This is a genomic window from Nonomuraea sp. NPDC000554 (assembly GCF_040300065.1).
In the GTDB taxonomy this organism is placed as follows: Bacteria; Actinomycetota; Actinomycetes; order Streptosporangiales; family Streptosporangiaceae; genus Nonomuraea.
On record NZ_JBEPDC010000006.1, the window covers coordinates 305,727 to 321,116 of the forward strand.

Sequence of the window (15,390 nt, forward strand, 5' to 3'; positions counted from 1 at the left end):
GTCCGCTAGTGTCCTGCGCATGACCACGGGGAGCGCGCTCGTGACGGAGGTGGAGGCGTCCGTCGAGCAGCTGGTGTACGTCCGCGAGGACGAGTACACGGTGGCCCGGATGAGCGCCGAGAGGCCGGCCTCGTTCGTCGCCTCCGGCCGCCCGCTGGCCGGGGTCCAGCCCGGAGAGACGCTGCGGCTGGAAGGGGAGTGGGACGAGCACCCGCGCCACGGCAGCCGCCTGATGGTCAAGCGGTGCGAACGGGTGGTCCCCTCGACCATCCGCGCGATCACGATCTACCTGGGCTCCGGCCTGATCCGCGGCATCGGGCCGCGGCTCGCGCACGCCATCGTCAGCCACCTGGGCGACCAGACCCTCACCGTGATCGACACCGCGCCCGAGCGGCTGCTGGAAGTGGTCGGCATCGGAGCGGTGCGGCAGGCGCAGATCGTCCAGGCGTGGGCGGAGCAGAAGGCGGTCGCCGCGCTGATGGTCCTCCTACAGGGGTTCGGCATCAGCCCGCTGCTCGCGGCCAAGATCTACCAGGTGTACGGCGACGAGGCGCCGGACGTCGTCACCTCCGACCCGTACCGGCTGATCGGGCAGGTCAGAGGGGTCGCCTTCCACACGGCCGACCGGATCGCGCTGCGGTCGGGCGTCCCCGAGGACAGCCCGCGGCGGATCGCGGCGGCGGTCGTCGACAGGCTGGAGGCGGCGGCCGCCCGCGACGGGCACTGCTACCTGCCGCTGACCACCGTCGTCGCCCAGGCGGCGAGCCTGGTCGAGCAGGACGAGGAGCTGATCCGCCGCGCGGTCGACGCGCTGGCCGCCGAACGGCGGGTGGTCGTCGAGACGTCGCTGACCGACCCCGGCCGGAGCGTGGTGTACGCCAAGGAGCTGCACGCGCGCGAGGTCGCGCTGGCGGCGAACCTGACCAGGCTGCTCAGGGCTCGCTCTACGCTGCCGCTGCGCCCCTTCCCCGACGACGAAGGGCTGCACGAGGACCAGCGGACCGCCGTGAACCTGGCCCTGACCAGCACCGTGACGGTGCTGACCGGCGGCCCCGGCTGCGGCAAGAGCCACACGGTACGGGTCGTCGCGGCGACCGTGCGGGCGATGGGCGGCAGGGTGACCCTGACCGCGCCGACCGGCAAGGCCGCCAAGCGGCTGTCGGAGCTCACCGGGCTGCCCGCGATGACCGTCCACCGGATGCTCGCCCACCAGCCGGAGCCCGACGAGGGCATCCTGTTCCAGGAGTCGCCCCTGGACGCGGACCTGATCGTGGTCGACGAGGCGTCCATGCTGGATCTGCACCTGGCCACCCGGCTGACCGCCGCCGTCCCCGCGGGCAGCCACCTGCTGCTGGTCGGCGACAGCGACCAGCTGCCCAGCATCGGTCCCGGCAGCGTGCTGGCCGACCTGCTGGCGGTGGAGGAGGTTCCGCGCGTCCGGCTGACCCGCGTCTTCCGCCAGGCGCAGGACAGCGGGATCGTCCGGGCCGCGCACCGGATCAGGGCGGGCGAGCTGCCCGCGCTGCCCGGCAGGGGCGGCTTCTGGTTCGAGGAGCTGGACGACCCCGACCAGGTGGCCGAGCGGGTGATCCACCTGGCGACCGAGGCGATCCCCCGCAAGCAGGGGATCGGCGCCGACCAGGTGCAGGTGCTGTGCCCGATGCGCAAGGGCGCCACAGGCACCGCCGAGCTGGGCCGCAGGCTGCAGGAGCGGCTGAACCCGGCCCGCGAGGGGGAGGCGGAGCACTGGTCGGGGCCGGCGGTGTTCAGGGTGGGCGACCGCATCATGCCGATCCGCAACAACTACGACAAGGGCGTCTTCAACGGCGAGAGCGCCACGGTCACCGCCGTCCACCCGCAGGAACGGCGGCTGGAGATCCGCACCGACGACGGCGAGAGCGTCGAGTACGGCTTCGACGAGCTGGACGAGCTGACTCACGCCTACGCGATCAGCGTCCACCGCTCGCAGGGGAGCGAGTACCCGTTCGTGGTGGCGCCCATCGTGGCCGAGTCCGGCGGCGTGATGCTCCGGCGCAGGCTGCTGTACACGCTGGTCACCAGGGCGAAGGCGTGGGTCGTCCTCGTCGGGCGGCGCGAGGCGCTGGAGCTGGCGGTGCACCGGCTCGGCGACCGCAGGAACACCGGCCTGTCGCGCCGTCTCGCCCTGACGCTGCGGGGCTGACGGCTCAGTACGACTGCAGCTCGACCAGGTTGCCCTCGGGGTCGCGCAGGTGGGCCGTGCGCATGCCGGGCGCCCACTCGGGGCGGTCCTGCGGCGGCGCGACGACCTGCGCGCCGTTCCTGGCCAGGCAGGCGCTCGCGGCGTCGACGTCGTCGACCTTCATGACCAGCATCGCGGAGTCCTGCGCGGGGGCGGCCTCGGGCAGGGCGGTGCTGCCGACGACCTCGGCGATCGTGCCGCGCCCGTAGAGGACCAGCCCGGCCTGGCCGTCGATGTCCCAGTTCGCGTACGCGGCCTCGGGGAGCACCTTCACCGGCTTGACCCCGAACAGCTCGTCCAGGACGGCCTGGTAGAAGGCGGCGGCGGTGTCGAAGTCGCGAACCAGCAGGCGGGGGTAGAGCGCGTCCATCCGGCCCTCCAGATTAGTGGGTGACTACCAATGATTGGTCTCAACCTACACATGCTCGCGCCGAAGGCGCCACCCGGCGGCCACCGGAGGCTGGCGCGCGGGCCGGCGCGTGGGTCAGCGCGGATGGGTGCGCATGCCGTCGCAGACGGTGGACGTCAGGCGGCCGGATGTGGCGCGGCCATCCGCGCGATCAGGTGCGCGGTCGTGTGCGCGGCGCTCGGCGGTCACGGTGCCGATCAGGAGGTCCTTCACGTCGGCGGCGTCCAGGTCGTCGCGGATCGCGCCCGCCTGCTGGGCGCGGCGCAGCAGGCGGCCGAGGGCGTCGTTGAAGTCGTCCTCCAGGGTCGTCGAGGCCTTGAAGCCCAGGCCGGTGCTGTTGCCGAGGGCGTCGCGCAGGGCCTGGTTGGTGGCGACCTGCCCCACCGCCGCCGCGAAGAAGCCCAGGAACGCCTCCACGGGGTCGTCGGCGAGGGCCAGTGCGCGGGCGTCGGCCACGAGCCGCTCGATCCGGTCGAGCAGGACGGCCTCGAACAGGGCCTCCTTGGTGGGGAAGTGCCGGTAGACGGTGCCGACGCCGAACCCGGCGCGGCGGGCGATCTCGTCGAAGGAGATGGCCAGGCCGTCGCTGGCGAGCGCCGCCTGCGCGATCCGCAGGACCCGCTCGCGGTTGCGGCGAGCGTCGGCGCGCAGGGGCTTCTGGCCTTCGCCCATGCGTCGTCCCTTCCGAGATTGACAGCCGGAGAAGGCTCTCCGCATCTTCGAGGGCGTTAACCGGAGAGGCTTCTCCGATTCTACCCGCGGCCCGCACCGGGCCGCCAGGCATCCCGCTGACCTCGCGGAGACGAGCCCTGGTTCACAGGTGGGCGACGAACCAGCCCGCGGCCAGGCGGGCCACCTGTTCGAGCGTGCCTGGCTCGGCGAACAGGTGTGAGGCGCCGGGCACGATGTCCAGGCGGACCGTCCCGGGCATCCGCTCCCGCGCCTCCTGGTTGAGGTCGATGACCACCGGGTCGTCGCCGCCGACGACGAGCAGGGTGGGCTGGTGCACTCCGGCGAGGAAGTCGCCGGCGAGGTCGGGGCGTCCCCCTCGGGAGACGACCGCCCGCACCGCCTCGGGCCGCTCCGCCGCGGCGACGAGCGCCGCCGCGGCGCCGGTGCTGGCGCCGAAGAGCCCGATGCCGAGGCCCGCCGTCCTGGGGTCGGCTCCGGCCCAGTCGGTCAGCGCCGTCATGCGGGTGGCGAGCAGGCCGATGTCGAACCTGAGCTCAGCGGTCAGGGCGTCGCGCCGCTCCTCCGCCGGGGTGAGCAGGTCCGCGAGCACCGTGGCCAGGCCGGCGTCCTGGAGTTGCGCGGCGACGAAGCGGTTGCGCGGGCTGTGGCGGCTGCTGCCGCTGCCGTGCGCGAACAGCACCACCCCCTGCGGCGTGCCGGGTACGACGATGTCGGCCTCCAGGGCCACGTCGCCCGCCGGGATCGTGATGTCCATGCTCTGCTCTCCCCGGTCTGGGACGCGGACAAATCCATCCTTCCTGCACCAAAACGTCCTACCCACGGAGAGCATCTGATTCCGTTCTTGTCAGAGCCTCCCGATAGGTTCTCGTCCATGACGGAGACAACCCCTGATGTCGTCGGCGAAGCTCTGGTGCGCGCCTTCGCGGATCGTGGCTACGAAGCGACCCTGCCCGACCCCACGACCGTCAGCATCAGGATGCCGGACGGCTCCAGCCTCTCCGCGGACATCACCGAGTGGCGCGGGTACGCCGGCGGCAACGCCCCGGCTGCCCTGCCCGGAATCGCCGCGGACTACGCCGATCAGGCGGCCAAGGCGTTCGCCCGTTACGCCGGACATTCCCAGAACGAGCAGCCCCTGCCCGCCTCCGAGAACCTGCGGGTGCGCCTCTACACCGACGAGGCTCTGGGCGAGATGCGTGATGGGCTGGTGACTCGCCGGCTCGCCCCCGGGCTGCTCGAGACGGTCGTCGCCGACTATCCCGACTCGATCATGCCGTTGAACCGGGCCGACCTCGCCGGCGCGCCCGAGAACGGCGTCTTCGGCGCCGCCTTGTCGCTCTCCATCGGCAAGGAGCCCCACTACACCGAGACCAGCGCGGTCCAGGGCGTGCCCGTGACGCACATCGGCGGCACGCACCGGTACGTGAGCTCCCACGTGCACGTGCTCCGGCGGCACGTGGACCCCGCCTCGGCGCCCTACGGGGCCCTGCTCTCCTTCCCCCTCCCCGAGTACGTGCTCGTCCACGCGATCGGCGGGGTCCACCTGTTCGCCGCGATGGAGGCCGTCCAGGATCTCTCGCGCCGCCTGTTCGAGGCCGGAGAGAAGGCGATCAGCCCGCAGGTCTTCTGGTGGCGTCCCGGCCGGTACGAGCAGCTGCCGGAGGAGGAGGCCCTCAACAGCGGCCTGGTTCCCGACCTCCGTCCCGTGGGCATCGAGGTCGACCACCGGGACATGAGCGTCGCCGCCCTGAGCCCCGACACCCACGAACTCATCGATCTCTGGATGCGCGACCACGGCTGACGCCCCGCACCGATGCGTTTGCACCGTCCCGGCAGTCAGTACCGACGAAAACGAGAAGGGACACGACGATGGATGACAGGCACCCCGCACTCGCCCGGCTCGACGCGCTCGCCGGCCGGTGGACGGTCCAGCCGAAGGTCGCCGGCCTCGGCGCCGGCTGGACCGAGTTCACCTGGGACGAAGGCGGGGTGTTCCTGCGCCAGTACTCCGACGCCGATCCTCTCCCGCCGACGGCGCCGCAGGCCTGGCGGGACAACTCGCCGCTGCCGGTCAGCGCCGTGATCGGCCTGGACGACGCCACCGGGGAGTTCACCATGCTGTACGCCGACGCCCGCGGCGTCCACCGGGTGTACCGGATGACGCTCGCCGACGGCGTGTGGACCGTGTGGCGCGACGCGCCCGGGTTCAACCAGCGCTTCACCGGCACGCTCAGCGCCGACGGCGACGCCGTGGACGGGCGGTGGGAGATGTCAGCGGACGGGGTCACCTGGAACCTCGACTTCGAGCTGACCTACACGCGCGAACGCTGACGGGCGCCGGCCTCCTTCGCCGTCACCGAACACAGCGCCCGCCCGCGCCCCCACCGCTCGGCGTGATCCGGCCCGGCCCCGTCAGGTGCTCGAGATGCGCCGGGCGGCGCGCGTGAGCGCGGACACGAACGCGTCGATCCGGTCGGGGGTGAACCGGGAGGTCGGGCCGCCGATCGCGAGGGCGTGCACGATCCGTCCTTCGGCGTCGTGGACGGGCGCGCCGATGCCCGACACGCCCTCCTCACGCTCGCCGTGACTGATCGAGTAGCCGTCGCGCTCGGCCCGCGCGATCTGCTCCACCAGTTCGTCGTGGAAGCCCGCGCCGTACGGGGATCGGTCGGCGACCTGCCGCACCACGGCGTCGGGCGCGCCGATCAGCAGCACCTTGCTCGCGCCGCCCGCCCACAGGGGCAGCTCGTCGCCGACCCGCAGCACATGCCGGAGGGTTCTGGTGCCCTCCTCCTGGGCGATCGAGATCCGCACGACGTCCTGGCGGACGTACAGGTTGACGGTCTCGCCGCACTCCAGCGCCAGTTCGCGCATCACCTGCCGGACGGCCTCCGGCACCTCCCAGGCCGCCCTGGCCAGCCGAGCCCAGCGCAGCAGCCCCGCGCCGACCGTCACCTGCCCGTCGGGACGCGTCCACAGCATGCCCGCGCTCTCCAGCGTGGCGATCATGCGCACCACGGTGGTCTTGGGCAGCTCGCTGGCCCGTGCCAGGTCGCTGACGGTCCAGGCCATGCGTTCTTCGTCGAAACGCCGTAGCAGCTCCAGTGCCCGCGTGACGCTGCGAACCCCGCCCTCCGCGCTCATGCCCCGTCCTACTCCTCAGTCCTCGTCACCGAAGGCCAGTCGCCCGGCGGGCGACGGCGCGTGCCGTAGTCTCGCGATGATCCTAGGCAGGTACGGCAGGACGAGCGACAGCGCGGCGATCACCATGATGGCCGCGGTGAGCGGCTTGGACGCGACCGCGAGCAGGTCGCCGTCGTTGACCACCAGCGCCCTGCGCAACTGCGTCTCGGCCATCGGCCCGAGGATCACCCCGAGTACCGCGGGCGCGATCGGGAAGTCGTTGACCCGCATCAGGTAGCCGGCGACGCCGATGCCGTAGGCCAGCAGGACCTCCTGGACGCTGCCGCTGAGGGAGTAGACCGCGACGGTGGCGAAGACCAGGATCCCGGCGTACAGCACGGGCCGGGGGATGAGCAGCACCTTCACCCAGAGCTGGATCAGCGGCAGGTTCAGGACGAGCAGCAGCACGTTGCCGATGAACAGCGACGCGATCAGCGCCCACACCAGCGGGCCCGAGGTCTGGAAGAGCTGCGGCCCCGGCTGGATGTTGAAGATCTGGAAGGCCGCCAGCATCACCGCGGCCGTCGCCGAGGTCGGCAGTCCCAGGGTGAGCAGCGGGACGAGCACGCCGGAGAAGCTGGCGTTGTTGGCCGCCTCCGGGCCCGCCACCCCTTCGATCGCGCCCTTGCCGAATGCGCTGCCGCCGCGTCCGGCGGCCCTGCGCTTCTCGATGGTGTACGACAGGAACGTGGGCGCCTCCGCGCCGCCGGCGGGCAGCGCCCCGAACGGGAAGCCGAGCGCGGTGCCGCGCAGCCACGCCGGCCAGGAGCGCCGCCAGTCGTCCGGCGTGAGCCAGAGCGTGCGGAAGCTCGCCTTCTCCAGCGGCTGGACGGTGTCCTCGCCGCGCTTGACCCGGCTCGCGCAGTAGAGCACCTCGCCGATCGCGAACAGCCCGACGATCACGATGGTGATGTCCACCCCGTCGGTGAGCAGCGGGGTGCCGAAGGTGAAGCGCGGCTGCCCGGTCATCGAGTCGAGCCCGATCAGTCCGATGAACAGCCCCAGCGACAGCGACAGCAGGCCGCGCACGATCGAGCTGCCGACCAGCGCGGTGACCGACACCATCGCCAGCAGGGTCAGCGCGAAGTAGTCGCCGGCCTGGAAGGTCGCCGCCAGCCGGCCGATCGGCTGGGCGACCAGCGTCAGCAGCACGGTGGAGATCAGGCCCGCGACGAACGAGCCGATCGCCGAGGTCGCCAGCGCCGCCCTGGCCCGGCCGCGCCTGGCCATCAGGTGGCCCTCCATGGCGGTGGCCACGCTCGCCGACTCGCCCGGCGTGTTGAGCAGGATCGAGGTGGTCGAGCCGCCGTACATCGCGCCGTAGTAGATCCCGGCGAACATGATGAACGCGCCCGTCGGGTCGGAGAAGTTGAACGTGATCGGCAGCAGCAGCGCGATCGTCAGCGCGGGCCCGATCCCGGGCAGCACGCCGACCAGGGTGCCGACGGTCACCCCGATCGCGGCCAGGAGCAGGTTCAGCGGTTCCAGGACGGTGCCGAAACCGGCGAGCAGATCGGTCACAGCGCGAACACTCCAGCGGGCAGGCGGATCGACAGGAACTGGGTGAAGGCCAGGTAGACGCCCGCCGACAGCAGGACGGCGACGATCGCGTCACGCACGAACGCCCGGCTGCCCAGAATCCAGGTGATCAGCAGGAAGGCGATGGCCGTGGCGAGCACGAAGCCGAGCGGGATCACCGTGAACGCGTATCCGGCCAGCACGGCGATGATCAGGAAGGGCTCGCTGCCGAGCTTGTCGCGGGGGCTCCCGCGGTACTCCTTGACCGCCTGGACGAGGTTGACCGCGGCGAACACCGTCCAGGCGGAGCAGACCACGAGCGGGAAGTGACGCGCGCCGGCGGCGATGGACAGCGACTGGATCAGCAGGAACGCGCCGAGGGCCAGCAGGGCCGCCGCCGTGGCCAGGCGGACGAGCGGGGAGGCGCCGGTCATGCCAGCCCCAGCTCCGCGACCAGCTTCTTGATCCTGGTGGTCTCGCCGGCGATGAAGTCCTTGGCCTCCTGGCCGGACCGGTAGTAGTCGGTCCAGCCCTGCTTCTTGAGGATCGCCTGCCACTGGGGCGAGGAGTGCAGCGTGTCGACGAGGCGGCCGACGGCCTTGGCGTCGGCGTCGGAGACGCCGGGCGGCGCGACGAGGGCCCGCCAGTTCATCAGCTCGGCCTCGAAGCCCGCCTCCTTGATCGAGGGGACGGGCCTGCCCGCCACGGTCACGCCCGTGGCTCCCGAGACGGCCAGCGCGCGCAGCTCGCCCGACTTGATCAGGCTCTCGAACTCGCTGACGCCGGACACCGCGGCCGTCACGTCGCCCGACAGCACGCCCGCCTTGGCCTCGCCGCCGCCGGAGTAGCCGACGTACTGCATGTTCTTCGGGGTGCCGCCCGCGGCCTTGGCGAGCATGCCGACCAGCAGGTGGTCGGTGCCGCCGACGCTGCCGCCGCCCCACTTGACCCTGCCGGCGTCGGCGAGCAGGTCCTTGAGCGTCCGGTACTTGGAGTCGGCCCTGACCACGACGACCTCGGGCTCGGCGGTGAGCGTGGCGATCGGGGTGACCTGCGTGAGGTCGGTCGCGGCCTTGTTCTGCACGATCGCCCCGACCATCACCAGGCCGGTCACCATCCACTGGTGCGCGTCGCCCTTGCCCTTGTTGACCAGCTGCGACAGGCCCACCGTCCCGCCCGCGCCGACCACGTTGAAGACCTCGACCGGCTGGTCGACCAGCTTGCCCTCCTTGAGGACCTGCTGCATCGAGCGGGCGGTCAGGTCCCACCCGCCGCCGGGAGCGGCAGGGACCATGATCTCGACGTTCGCGCTGGGGAAGGGGCCGCCCGCGTCCTGCCCGAGCTGCCCGCAACCGGCTGTCGTCACGGCGATCACGGCCGCGATCGCGCTGAGGCGCCTCTTCATTCGGCACTCTCCTTGAACCATCAGGTGGAACAGTTGACCCGTCTAGTGGATTGCTGGAACTATAGGGCGGACGCTCAAGCGTGGCAAGGGTCACATGTGAAGGAGGCTGCAAGGTGCTCGATGGCGTTCGGGTGCTGGACCTGACGAACGTGCTCGCCGGGCCGTTCGCCAGCTACCAGCTCGCCCTTCTGGGGGCGGACGTGGTCAAGGTGGAGCTGCCGGGCACGGGAGACCTGGCCAGGCAGCTCGGCGCGGACCCGGCGCTGAACGAACGGCTGCTGGGCGCGTCCTTTCTGGCGCAGAACAGCGGCAAGCGGTCCCTCACCGTCAACCTCAAGTCCGCGCGGGGCAAGGAGGTCTTCGCGCGGCTGGTCGCCCGGGCCGACGTCCTGCTGGAGAACTTCCGTCCGGGCGTGCTCGAACGGCTGGGCTTCGGCTGGGAGCGGCTGCGCGAGCTCAACCCCCGCCTGGTCTACTGCGCCATCTCCGGATTCGGGCAGACCGGCCCGATGCGCAGCAGACCCGCCTACGACCAGGTCATCCAGGGCCTGTCCGGGATGATGGCGGCCACCGGGACACCGGAGACCGCGCCGCTGCGGGCCGGGTTCCCCATCGCCGACACGCTCGGCGGGCTCGCCGCCGCCTACGCGGTCTGCGCCGCCCTGGTACGCAGGGGACGAACCGGGCACGGGACCCTGCTCGACGTCTCCATGCTGGAGACCGCCGTGACCGCGCTCGGCTGGACGGTCTCCAACTACCTCATCGCCGGGGTTGAGCCCGTCCCGATGGGCAACGACAACATGACCGCGGCCCCCTCGGGCACGTTCGGCACCGCCGACGGCGCGCTGAACATCGCGGCCAACCGGCAGGAGCAGTTCGAGACGCTCTGCCGCCTGGTGGGGCGGCCCGACCTGATCACCGACCCGCGCTTCAGTGACAGGGAGCGGCGCAAGGCCCATCGCGACGAGCTCACCGCCGAACTGGACAAGGGCCTCGCGCAGCGCACCGCCGAGGAGTGGGAGGAACTGCTCTCGGCCGCCGGGGTCCCGGCCGCCCGCGTGCTCGGCGTCCCCGACGTGCTGGAACTCGACCAGGTGGCCGAGCGCGGCCTGGTCCACGAGCTGCCGTTCCCCGGCGACCCAGAACGGCGGGTCCGCGTCCTGGGCAACGGAGTGCGGGTGGACGGCGAGCCGGCCGCCCCGCGCTCGGCCGCCCCGCTGCTCGGCGAGCACACCACCGAGCTGCTGCGCGAGCTCGGCTACACCGACCACGAGATCGACCAACTGCGAGCGGAGGGCGCGGCATGAGTGACGTCACGGCCTGGTGGGCCAGCGAGATCACCCGGATCGCGCCGGGCGAGATCGCCCTGCGCGGATACCCCGTCGAGCAGCTCATCGGGCGGGTCGGCTTCGGCGAGATGATCTGGCTGATGCTGCGCGGCGAGCGCCCGGCCCCCTGGCAGGCCGCCCTGCTGGAGGCCGCGCTGGTCTCCGGAGTGGACCACGGCCCCCAGGCGCCCTCCATCGCCGCCGCCCGCATGGCCGCCACCTGCGGCGTCGGGCTCAACAGCGCGGTCGCGACCGGCGTGAACCTGCTCGGCGACGTCCACGGCGGAGCGGGCCAGCAGTGCATGGAGGTGCTCGCCGACATCCGCGCCCGCGCCGCGGACGGGCAGCCCCTGGCCGAGGTCGTCTCCGAGGTGCGGTCCCGCTTCCGGTACGTTCCCGGCTTCGGCCACCGCTTCCACCCCCGCGACCCCCGCCGCGACCCGCTCCTGTCGCTGGTGGAACGGGCGGTCGCCGACGGGCTCGTCGCCGGTGACCATCTCGGAGCGGCGCTGGAGCTCGAAGCCCAGCTCGCTCCCGTCCCGATGAACGTCGACGGCGCCACCGCCGTCGTCTACGCCGAGCTGGGCTTCGAGCCCCCGCTCGGCCGCGGCCTGTTCGTGCTGTCGCGCTCGGTCGGCATCCTGGCCCACGCCTGGGAGGAGCAGCGCTCCGGCGCCCGGATCAAGGGTCCCATCCCGCGCGACCTGCTGGCCGACTACACGGGCCCGGCCCCCCGCGACCTCTGAGGTCCGCCGGAGGGGGATCCCTCGGACGGGGGAGGTGCGAAGCCCGGTCGTCCACGACAGTCGTGGTGTCCATCCACGCTGTCCCCGGATCGGAGAATCATGATCAGGACGACTTCACGCGCCCTCGCGGTCCTCGCGCTGGCCGCCACGACCACCACCGCCACCACCGGCGCGGCCGTCGCCGCGGCCGCGGCACCCGCCACGACCACCGCGAGCATCAAGGGATCGGCGCGGATGTACTTCCCCGCCCCCGGCAACGACATCCGGGTCACGGTCGACGCGCACGCCGAGTTCACCGCGGACAGCCCGGCCTTCCCCACCCGGGCGTGGGGCACGTTCCGCGTCTACCACGGGGTGGACGAGCCGGGAAAGCCGCACCAGGCGAACTGGGGAGAGGTCGAGGTCGACTGCCTGACCACCGGCGGCCCCACCGCGACGGTGACCGGGACGCTCGTCCGCGCCACCCCGGGCGGCCCATGGGAGGACCTGGTGAAGCGGCGCGTCCGGATGGGCGTGAGCTTCTACGTCGCCCCGAAGGGGGCCGGCCCCAGCCGGATCGGGCTGGCCGGGGCGACGCCGGCGGGAGAGCCGCTCCTGACCAGGTGCATGGCCCCGGCCCCCGACGCGCCGGTGATCCGGGGCGGCTACGTCCTCAAGGACAAGGGCCCGCTCGGCCCGGCGCCGGCGAAGACGAGGCCCAGCTCGTAGGCGAGCACCGCCGCCTGGGTGCGGTCACGCGCGCCGAGCTTGTCCAGGACGTTGCGGACGTGCGTCTTGACCGTCTCCTTCGACACGTACAGCGTCGCCGCGATCTCCGCGTTGTTCTGCCCGAGCGCGATCTGCCGGAGCACGTCCAGCTCGCGCGGGGTCAGCTCGACCGGCACGCGCGGCCTGGCCGTGCCGTGGTGGGGGGAGGCGATGCGACGCAGCGCGTCGGGGAACAGCACCGCGTCGCGCGAGTGCACCAGCCGGACGGCGTCCACCAGCTCGCTCGCGGGCGCCCGCTTGAGCACGTAGCCGGCGGCCCCGGCGCGCAGCGCCCCCCAGACCAGCTGGTCGTTCTCGAACGTGGTGACCACGATCACCCGCGTCGCCGGGGACCGGCGGGCGAGCTCCTGCGTCGCGGCCAGGCCGTCCATGCGGGGCATGCGGACGTCCATCAGGACGACGTCCGCGCCGGCGCCCGCCCCGACGGCCTCGCGGCCGTCGGCCGCCTCGCCCACGACCTCGATGTCGTCGTGGACGGAGAGCATCGTCGACCATCCCGAACGGATCAGCTTCTCGTCGTCGGCCAGGACGACGCGGATCACAGCGGCAGCGTCGCCTGGATGCGCCACGTGCCGTCCACCTCCTTCCGTGTGCACGTCCCACCGACCAGGCGGGCGCGCATGCGCATGCCCACCAGGCCGCGCCCCTCCCTGCCGGGATCGGGGGAGGGACCGGCCGTCTCGTTCTCCACGGTCAGGACCAGCTCGTCGCCGACGGCGACGTCGAGCGTGACCGGGCCGCGCCCGTGACGCAGCGCGTTGGTGAGCGCCTCCCTGGCGATCGCGTACGCCGCCCGCGAGGTCGGGGCGGGGATCCGGTCGAGGCGGCCGACGCTGGCGCGCACGTCGAGGCCGCGGGTCAGCGTGCCGAGCGAGTCGAGCGTGGGCGCCTCGGCCGCGTCGCCGTCGTCGAGCACGCGCAGCAGCACGTCGAGGTCCTGCTGGGCGTCGCGGGCCGTGGTCACCAGGTGGCCGAGCGAGTCGCCGGCCTGCACGACGCGCGCCTTCTGCAGCGCCGCCTGGGCGGCCATGGCCTGCACCAGGACGACGCTGAGGGCGTGACCGACCGAGTCGTGCAGTTCCAGGGCGAGGGTCTGGCGGCGGCCGAGCTCCTCGATCGTGCGTGACGGCTCGGCGCGCAGCAGCCCGCGTGCCGCCCACCGCTGGCCGAACCCGGCCACGACCAGCGCCGCCAGCGTGGCCACGGCGAGCAGGGACACCTCGGCCGGCTCGCCGGGAGCCTCGCGCCAGCGCGCCAGGTCACCCAGCCGCACCAGCCCCGGAGACAGCAGCAGCACGCCCGCGCTGAGCGTGGCGCCGCCGTACAGGTGCAGGCTCGTCAGGGCCACCAGGTAGAGCCGGTCGGCCCGCTCGGGCACGTCGACGCCGAGCAGCTCCGACAGCGCGGCCACCTCGAGGCGCCGCATCAGCGGCACCATGGCCAGCAGCACCGAGGCGGGCAGGCAGGCCGCCCACAACGCCAGCACGCGCCCCGGCGTCGGCTCGGCCAGGATCGCCAGGCCGAGCGCCACGGCGACCGGGGTCAGCAGCGCGGCGCCCAGCAGCTGGTAGATCCCGGCGCCCACGGCGCGGGCGATGCGGCCCTTCACGACGACCGACGTTAGCCGACGCCCCGCCGTTCGGCCTCCCTCGGCAGGGGGAGGCGGTCTCCGAGGCCAGAGAAGGCCCGGCCCAGTGGGCGGCGAAGTCCGGTCGCGTCCCGTCGGCGTCGGTGAACGCGCGGATGGACCCGCTGGTCGCGGGTGTCACCCCCTGGCGCTCGCCTCCGGGGAGCGGCTCCACTCTTCCAGGAGCTCCGCGACGGTGGTGGCACGCAGCATGTACGGGTGCAGCAGTTTGGCCCGCTGCTCCGGGATGCCGCCGGCGAGGGCCGCGTCGGTGAGCGCGCCGCCGAGCCACTCGCGGTCGGCGGGGCGTCCGTCGTCGCGGGTGATCAACGGCTCTCCGGCGGACCGGCCGCGGCTCAGCGACCGCAGCAGCTGGCGGGCCAGCAGCGGCACCGGGAGCGCGACGACGTCCCCGCGGGTGTCGTGGAAGGTGATGATCGCGTGCTCGGTGCCGTCGGCCTCGGCCATGGTACGGATGTCGCGGGCTGTCAGGCCGGCCAGCGCGCCCACCGAGGCGCCGGTCCCGTCCAGCAGCGCGACGGCGGCCGCCTCGGCGGGCCGGCCGTCGAACGCCAGCCGCGCGATGCCCCGGCGCAGCAGCCGCCGCTCCTCGCGGGTGAGCGCCCGGGGGCCGCCGGCGCGGGAGAGCCTGGACGGCTGCGGGTCGGCGGCCGGGGTGTGCCGGGCCACGCCGCGCCGCCGGGCGAAGGCGTAGAAGGAGGACAGGACGGCCCGCCTCCTCGCCACCGTCGCGTGCGCCAGCGGCCTGCCCGGCGTGCGCACGCCGACGGTGAGGGTGCCGGTGACCGCGGCGTCCCGGTAGAAGTCGAGGTGCTCGCCGGTGACCGCGAGCGGTTCGAGGGCGGGGTCCGCGAGGCGCAGCCAGCGCAGGAACGAGGCCAGGACCCGCAGCCGGGTCTGCCGGGTGGCCGTGGAGGGGCTGTCCTGCAGCCAGGCGGCCACCGTGCGCCAGGTCAGCGGGTCCAGGACGTCGACCAGGTCGACGTCGGCGCCCGGCACCTGGCCGCCGTCACGTGGACGGCGTCGCGGCCGCAATCCGGCGATCTGCCCCACGCTGGTCACCCGCAGGCCGAGCGGGGACGCTACGGCGTCCGGCCCGCGACCGTCGCCGGTGAAGAAGGAGCTGGGCGCCAGGACCGCGGTCGGGGTCAGCCCGGCAGCGTCCACCGGGTGCATGCTCACCACCCACCCGAGGTAGCGGCCAGGCTCGCCAGCCGCGCGTCCAGCGGGGACCCGCCGCTCACGCGGGCGCGGGACGCCGGCGCTCCGGCCGCGTCGCCCAGGTCGGTGCGGACGGGCCCGAGGCGACGGAGGTCAGTGGTCCACAAGCGCGCCGGGCGGGCGGGCGCCGCCTCACCGGCAGGGGTCCGGGCGAGCACCGGTGGTCGCCCGGCGGCCGGGCGCGTGTCGGGAGCCGCCGCGAAGGCCTGGAAGCCGCAGCGGCACGGGCGCAGGAGACCAGTCATGATCA

17 protein-coding genes are annotated in these 15,390 nt (G+C 73.2%); 6 read left to right on the plus strand and 11 right to left on the minus strand.

Annotation, left to right across the window (positions count from 1 at the left end; translation table 11 throughout):
- The first annotated feature begins 19 nt into the window (after positions 1–19).
- The gene (gene recD2, locus ABT294_RS14765) at positions 20–2,182 is read left to right on the plus strand and encodes an SF1B family DNA helicase RecD2 (RefSeq protein ID WP_350806048.1); all 2,163 of its coding nucleotides are present in this window, start codon (positions 20–22) and stop codon (positions 2,180–2,182) included.
- Between the two features lie 4 nt (positions 2,183–2,186).
- Here the strand turns inward: recD2 and ABT294_RS14770 are convergent, their stop codons facing one another.
- The 3 genes from ABT294_RS14770 to ABT294_RS14780 all read right to left on the minus strand — a co-directional run bounded on the left by ABT294_RS14770 (position 2,187) and on the right by ABT294_RS14780 (position 4,077).
- Positions 2,187–2,591 (minus strand): VOC family protein, encoded by a 405-nt coding sequence (locus ABT294_RS14770; protein WP_350806050.1) that lies wholly within the window; start codon positions 2,589–2,591, stop codon positions 2,187–2,189.
- Positions 2,592–2,705: 114 nt separating this feature from the next.
- Positions 2,706–3,302, minus strand: coding sequence for a TetR/AcrR family transcriptional regulator (locus ABT294_RS14775; protein WP_350806052.1), 597 nt, complete (start codon positions 3,300–3,302; stop codon positions 2,706–2,708).
- A gap of 142 nt (positions 3,303–3,444) precedes the next feature.
- Positions 3,445–4,077 (minus strand): dienelactone hydrolase family protein, encoded by a 633-nt coding sequence (locus tag ABT294_RS14780; RefSeq protein WP_350806053.1) that lies wholly within the window; start codon positions 4,075–4,077, stop codon positions 3,445–3,447.
- Positions 4,078–4,194: 117 nt separating this feature from the next.
- Between ABT294_RS14780 and ABT294_RS14785 the strand changes: the two genes are divergently transcribed.
- The gene (locus ABT294_RS14785; RefSeq protein WP_350806054.1) at positions 4,195–5,124 is read left to right on the plus strand and encodes a hypothetical protein; all 930 of its coding nucleotides are present in this window, start codon (positions 4,195–4,197) and stop codon (positions 5,122–5,124) included.
- Positions 5,125–5,192: 68 nt separating this feature from the next.
- Entirely contained in the window at positions 5,193–5,654 is a 462-nt protein-coding gene (locus ABT294_RS14790; RefSeq protein ID WP_350806055.1) for a hypothetical protein, read from the plus strand.
- Positions 5,655–5,735: 81 nt separating this feature from the next.
- On the opposite strand, the gene ABT294_RS14795 is transcribed toward ABT294_RS14790, so the two are convergent.
- Genes ABT294_RS14795 through ABT294_RS14810 form a run of 4 tightly spaced genes read right to left on the minus strand, consistent with a single transcriptional unit; the run spans position 5,736 to position 9,429 of the window.
- Positions 5,736–6,467 carry an IclR family transcriptional regulator gene (locus ABT294_RS14795; protein WP_350806058.1) on the minus strand — a complete coding sequence of 244 codons (732 nt, stop codon included), beginning with the start codon at positions 6,465–6,467 and terminating at the stop codon, positions 5,736–5,738.
- 15 nt (positions 6,468–6,482) lie between these two features.
- Positions 6,483–8,027 (minus strand): tripartite tricarboxylate transporter permease, encoded by a 1,545-nt coding sequence (locus ABT294_RS14800; RefSeq protein ID WP_350806059.1) that lies wholly within the window; start codon positions 8,025–8,027, stop codon positions 6,483–6,485.
- Positions 8,024–8,458 (minus strand): tripartite tricarboxylate transporter TctB family protein, encoded by a 435-nt coding sequence (locus ABT294_RS14805; protein ID WP_350806060.1) that lies wholly within the window; start codon positions 8,456–8,458, stop codon positions 8,024–8,026. The genes ABT294_RS14800 and ABT294_RS14805 overlap by 4 nt, the downstream gene beginning before the upstream one ends.
- Positions 8,455–9,429 carry a Bug family tripartite tricarboxylate transporter substrate binding protein gene (locus tag ABT294_RS14810; protein ID WP_350806061.1) on the minus strand — a complete coding sequence of 325 codons (975 nt, stop codon included), beginning with the start codon at positions 9,427–9,429 and terminating at the stop codon, positions 8,455–8,457. The genes ABT294_RS14805 and ABT294_RS14810 overlap by 4 nt, the downstream gene beginning before the upstream one ends.
- A 113-nt stretch (positions 9,430–9,542) precedes the next feature.
- Here ABT294_RS14810 and ABT294_RS14815 point away from each other — a divergent pair, with 113 nt between their 5' ends.
- The 3 genes from ABT294_RS14815 to ABT294_RS14825 all read left to right on the plus strand — a co-directional run bounded on the left by ABT294_RS14815 (position 9,543) and on the right by ABT294_RS14825 (position 12,211).
- The gene (locus tag ABT294_RS14815; protein WP_350806063.1) at positions 9,543–10,736 is read left to right on the plus strand and encodes a CaiB/BaiF CoA transferase family protein; all 1,194 of its coding nucleotides are present in this window, start codon (positions 9,543–9,545) and stop codon (positions 10,734–10,736) included.
- Positions 10,733–11,503: a citryl-CoA lyase gene (locus ABT294_RS14820; protein ID WP_350806064.1), complete on the plus strand. Its 771-nt coding sequence runs from the start codon at positions 10,733–10,735 to the stop codon at positions 11,501–11,503. The genes ABT294_RS14815 and ABT294_RS14820 overlap by 4 nt, the downstream gene beginning before the upstream one ends.
- A gap of 99 nt (positions 11,504–11,602) precedes the next feature.
- On the plus strand, positions 11,603–12,211 hold the full coding sequence (locus ABT294_RS14825; RefSeq protein WP_350806065.1) for a hypothetical protein: 609 nt from the start codon (positions 11,603–11,605) through the stop codon (positions 12,209–12,211).
- Here ABT294_RS14825 and ABT294_RS14830 read toward each other — a convergent pair.
- The 4 genes from ABT294_RS14830 to ABT294_RS14845 form a co-directional block, all read right to left on the minus strand.
- On the minus strand, positions 12,148–12,813 hold the full coding sequence (locus ABT294_RS14830) for a response regulator transcription factor (RefSeq protein ID WP_350806066.1): 666 nt from the start codon (positions 12,811–12,813) through the stop codon (positions 12,148–12,150). The genes ABT294_RS14825 and ABT294_RS14830 overlap by 64 nt on opposite strands.
- Positions 12,810–13,880, minus strand: coding sequence for a sensor histidine kinase (locus tag ABT294_RS14835; RefSeq protein ID WP_350806067.1), 1,071 nt, complete (start codon positions 13,878–13,880; stop codon positions 12,810–12,812). Before ABT294_RS14835 ends, ABT294_RS14830 begins: the two co-directional genes overlap by 4 nt.
- 156 nt (positions 13,881–14,036) lie before the next feature.
- Positions 14,037–15,095, minus strand: coding sequence for a site-specific integrase (locus ABT294_RS14840; RefSeq protein WP_350806069.1), 1,059 nt, complete (start codon positions 15,093–15,095; stop codon positions 14,037–14,039).
- 2 nt (positions 15,096–15,097) lie between these two features.
- The gene (locus ABT294_RS14845; RefSeq protein ID WP_350806071.1) at positions 15,098–15,385 is read right to left on the minus strand and encodes a hypothetical protein; all 288 of its coding nucleotides are present in this window, start codon (positions 15,383–15,385) and stop codon (positions 15,098–15,100) included.
- Positions 15,386–15,390 lie beyond the last annotated feature (5 nt).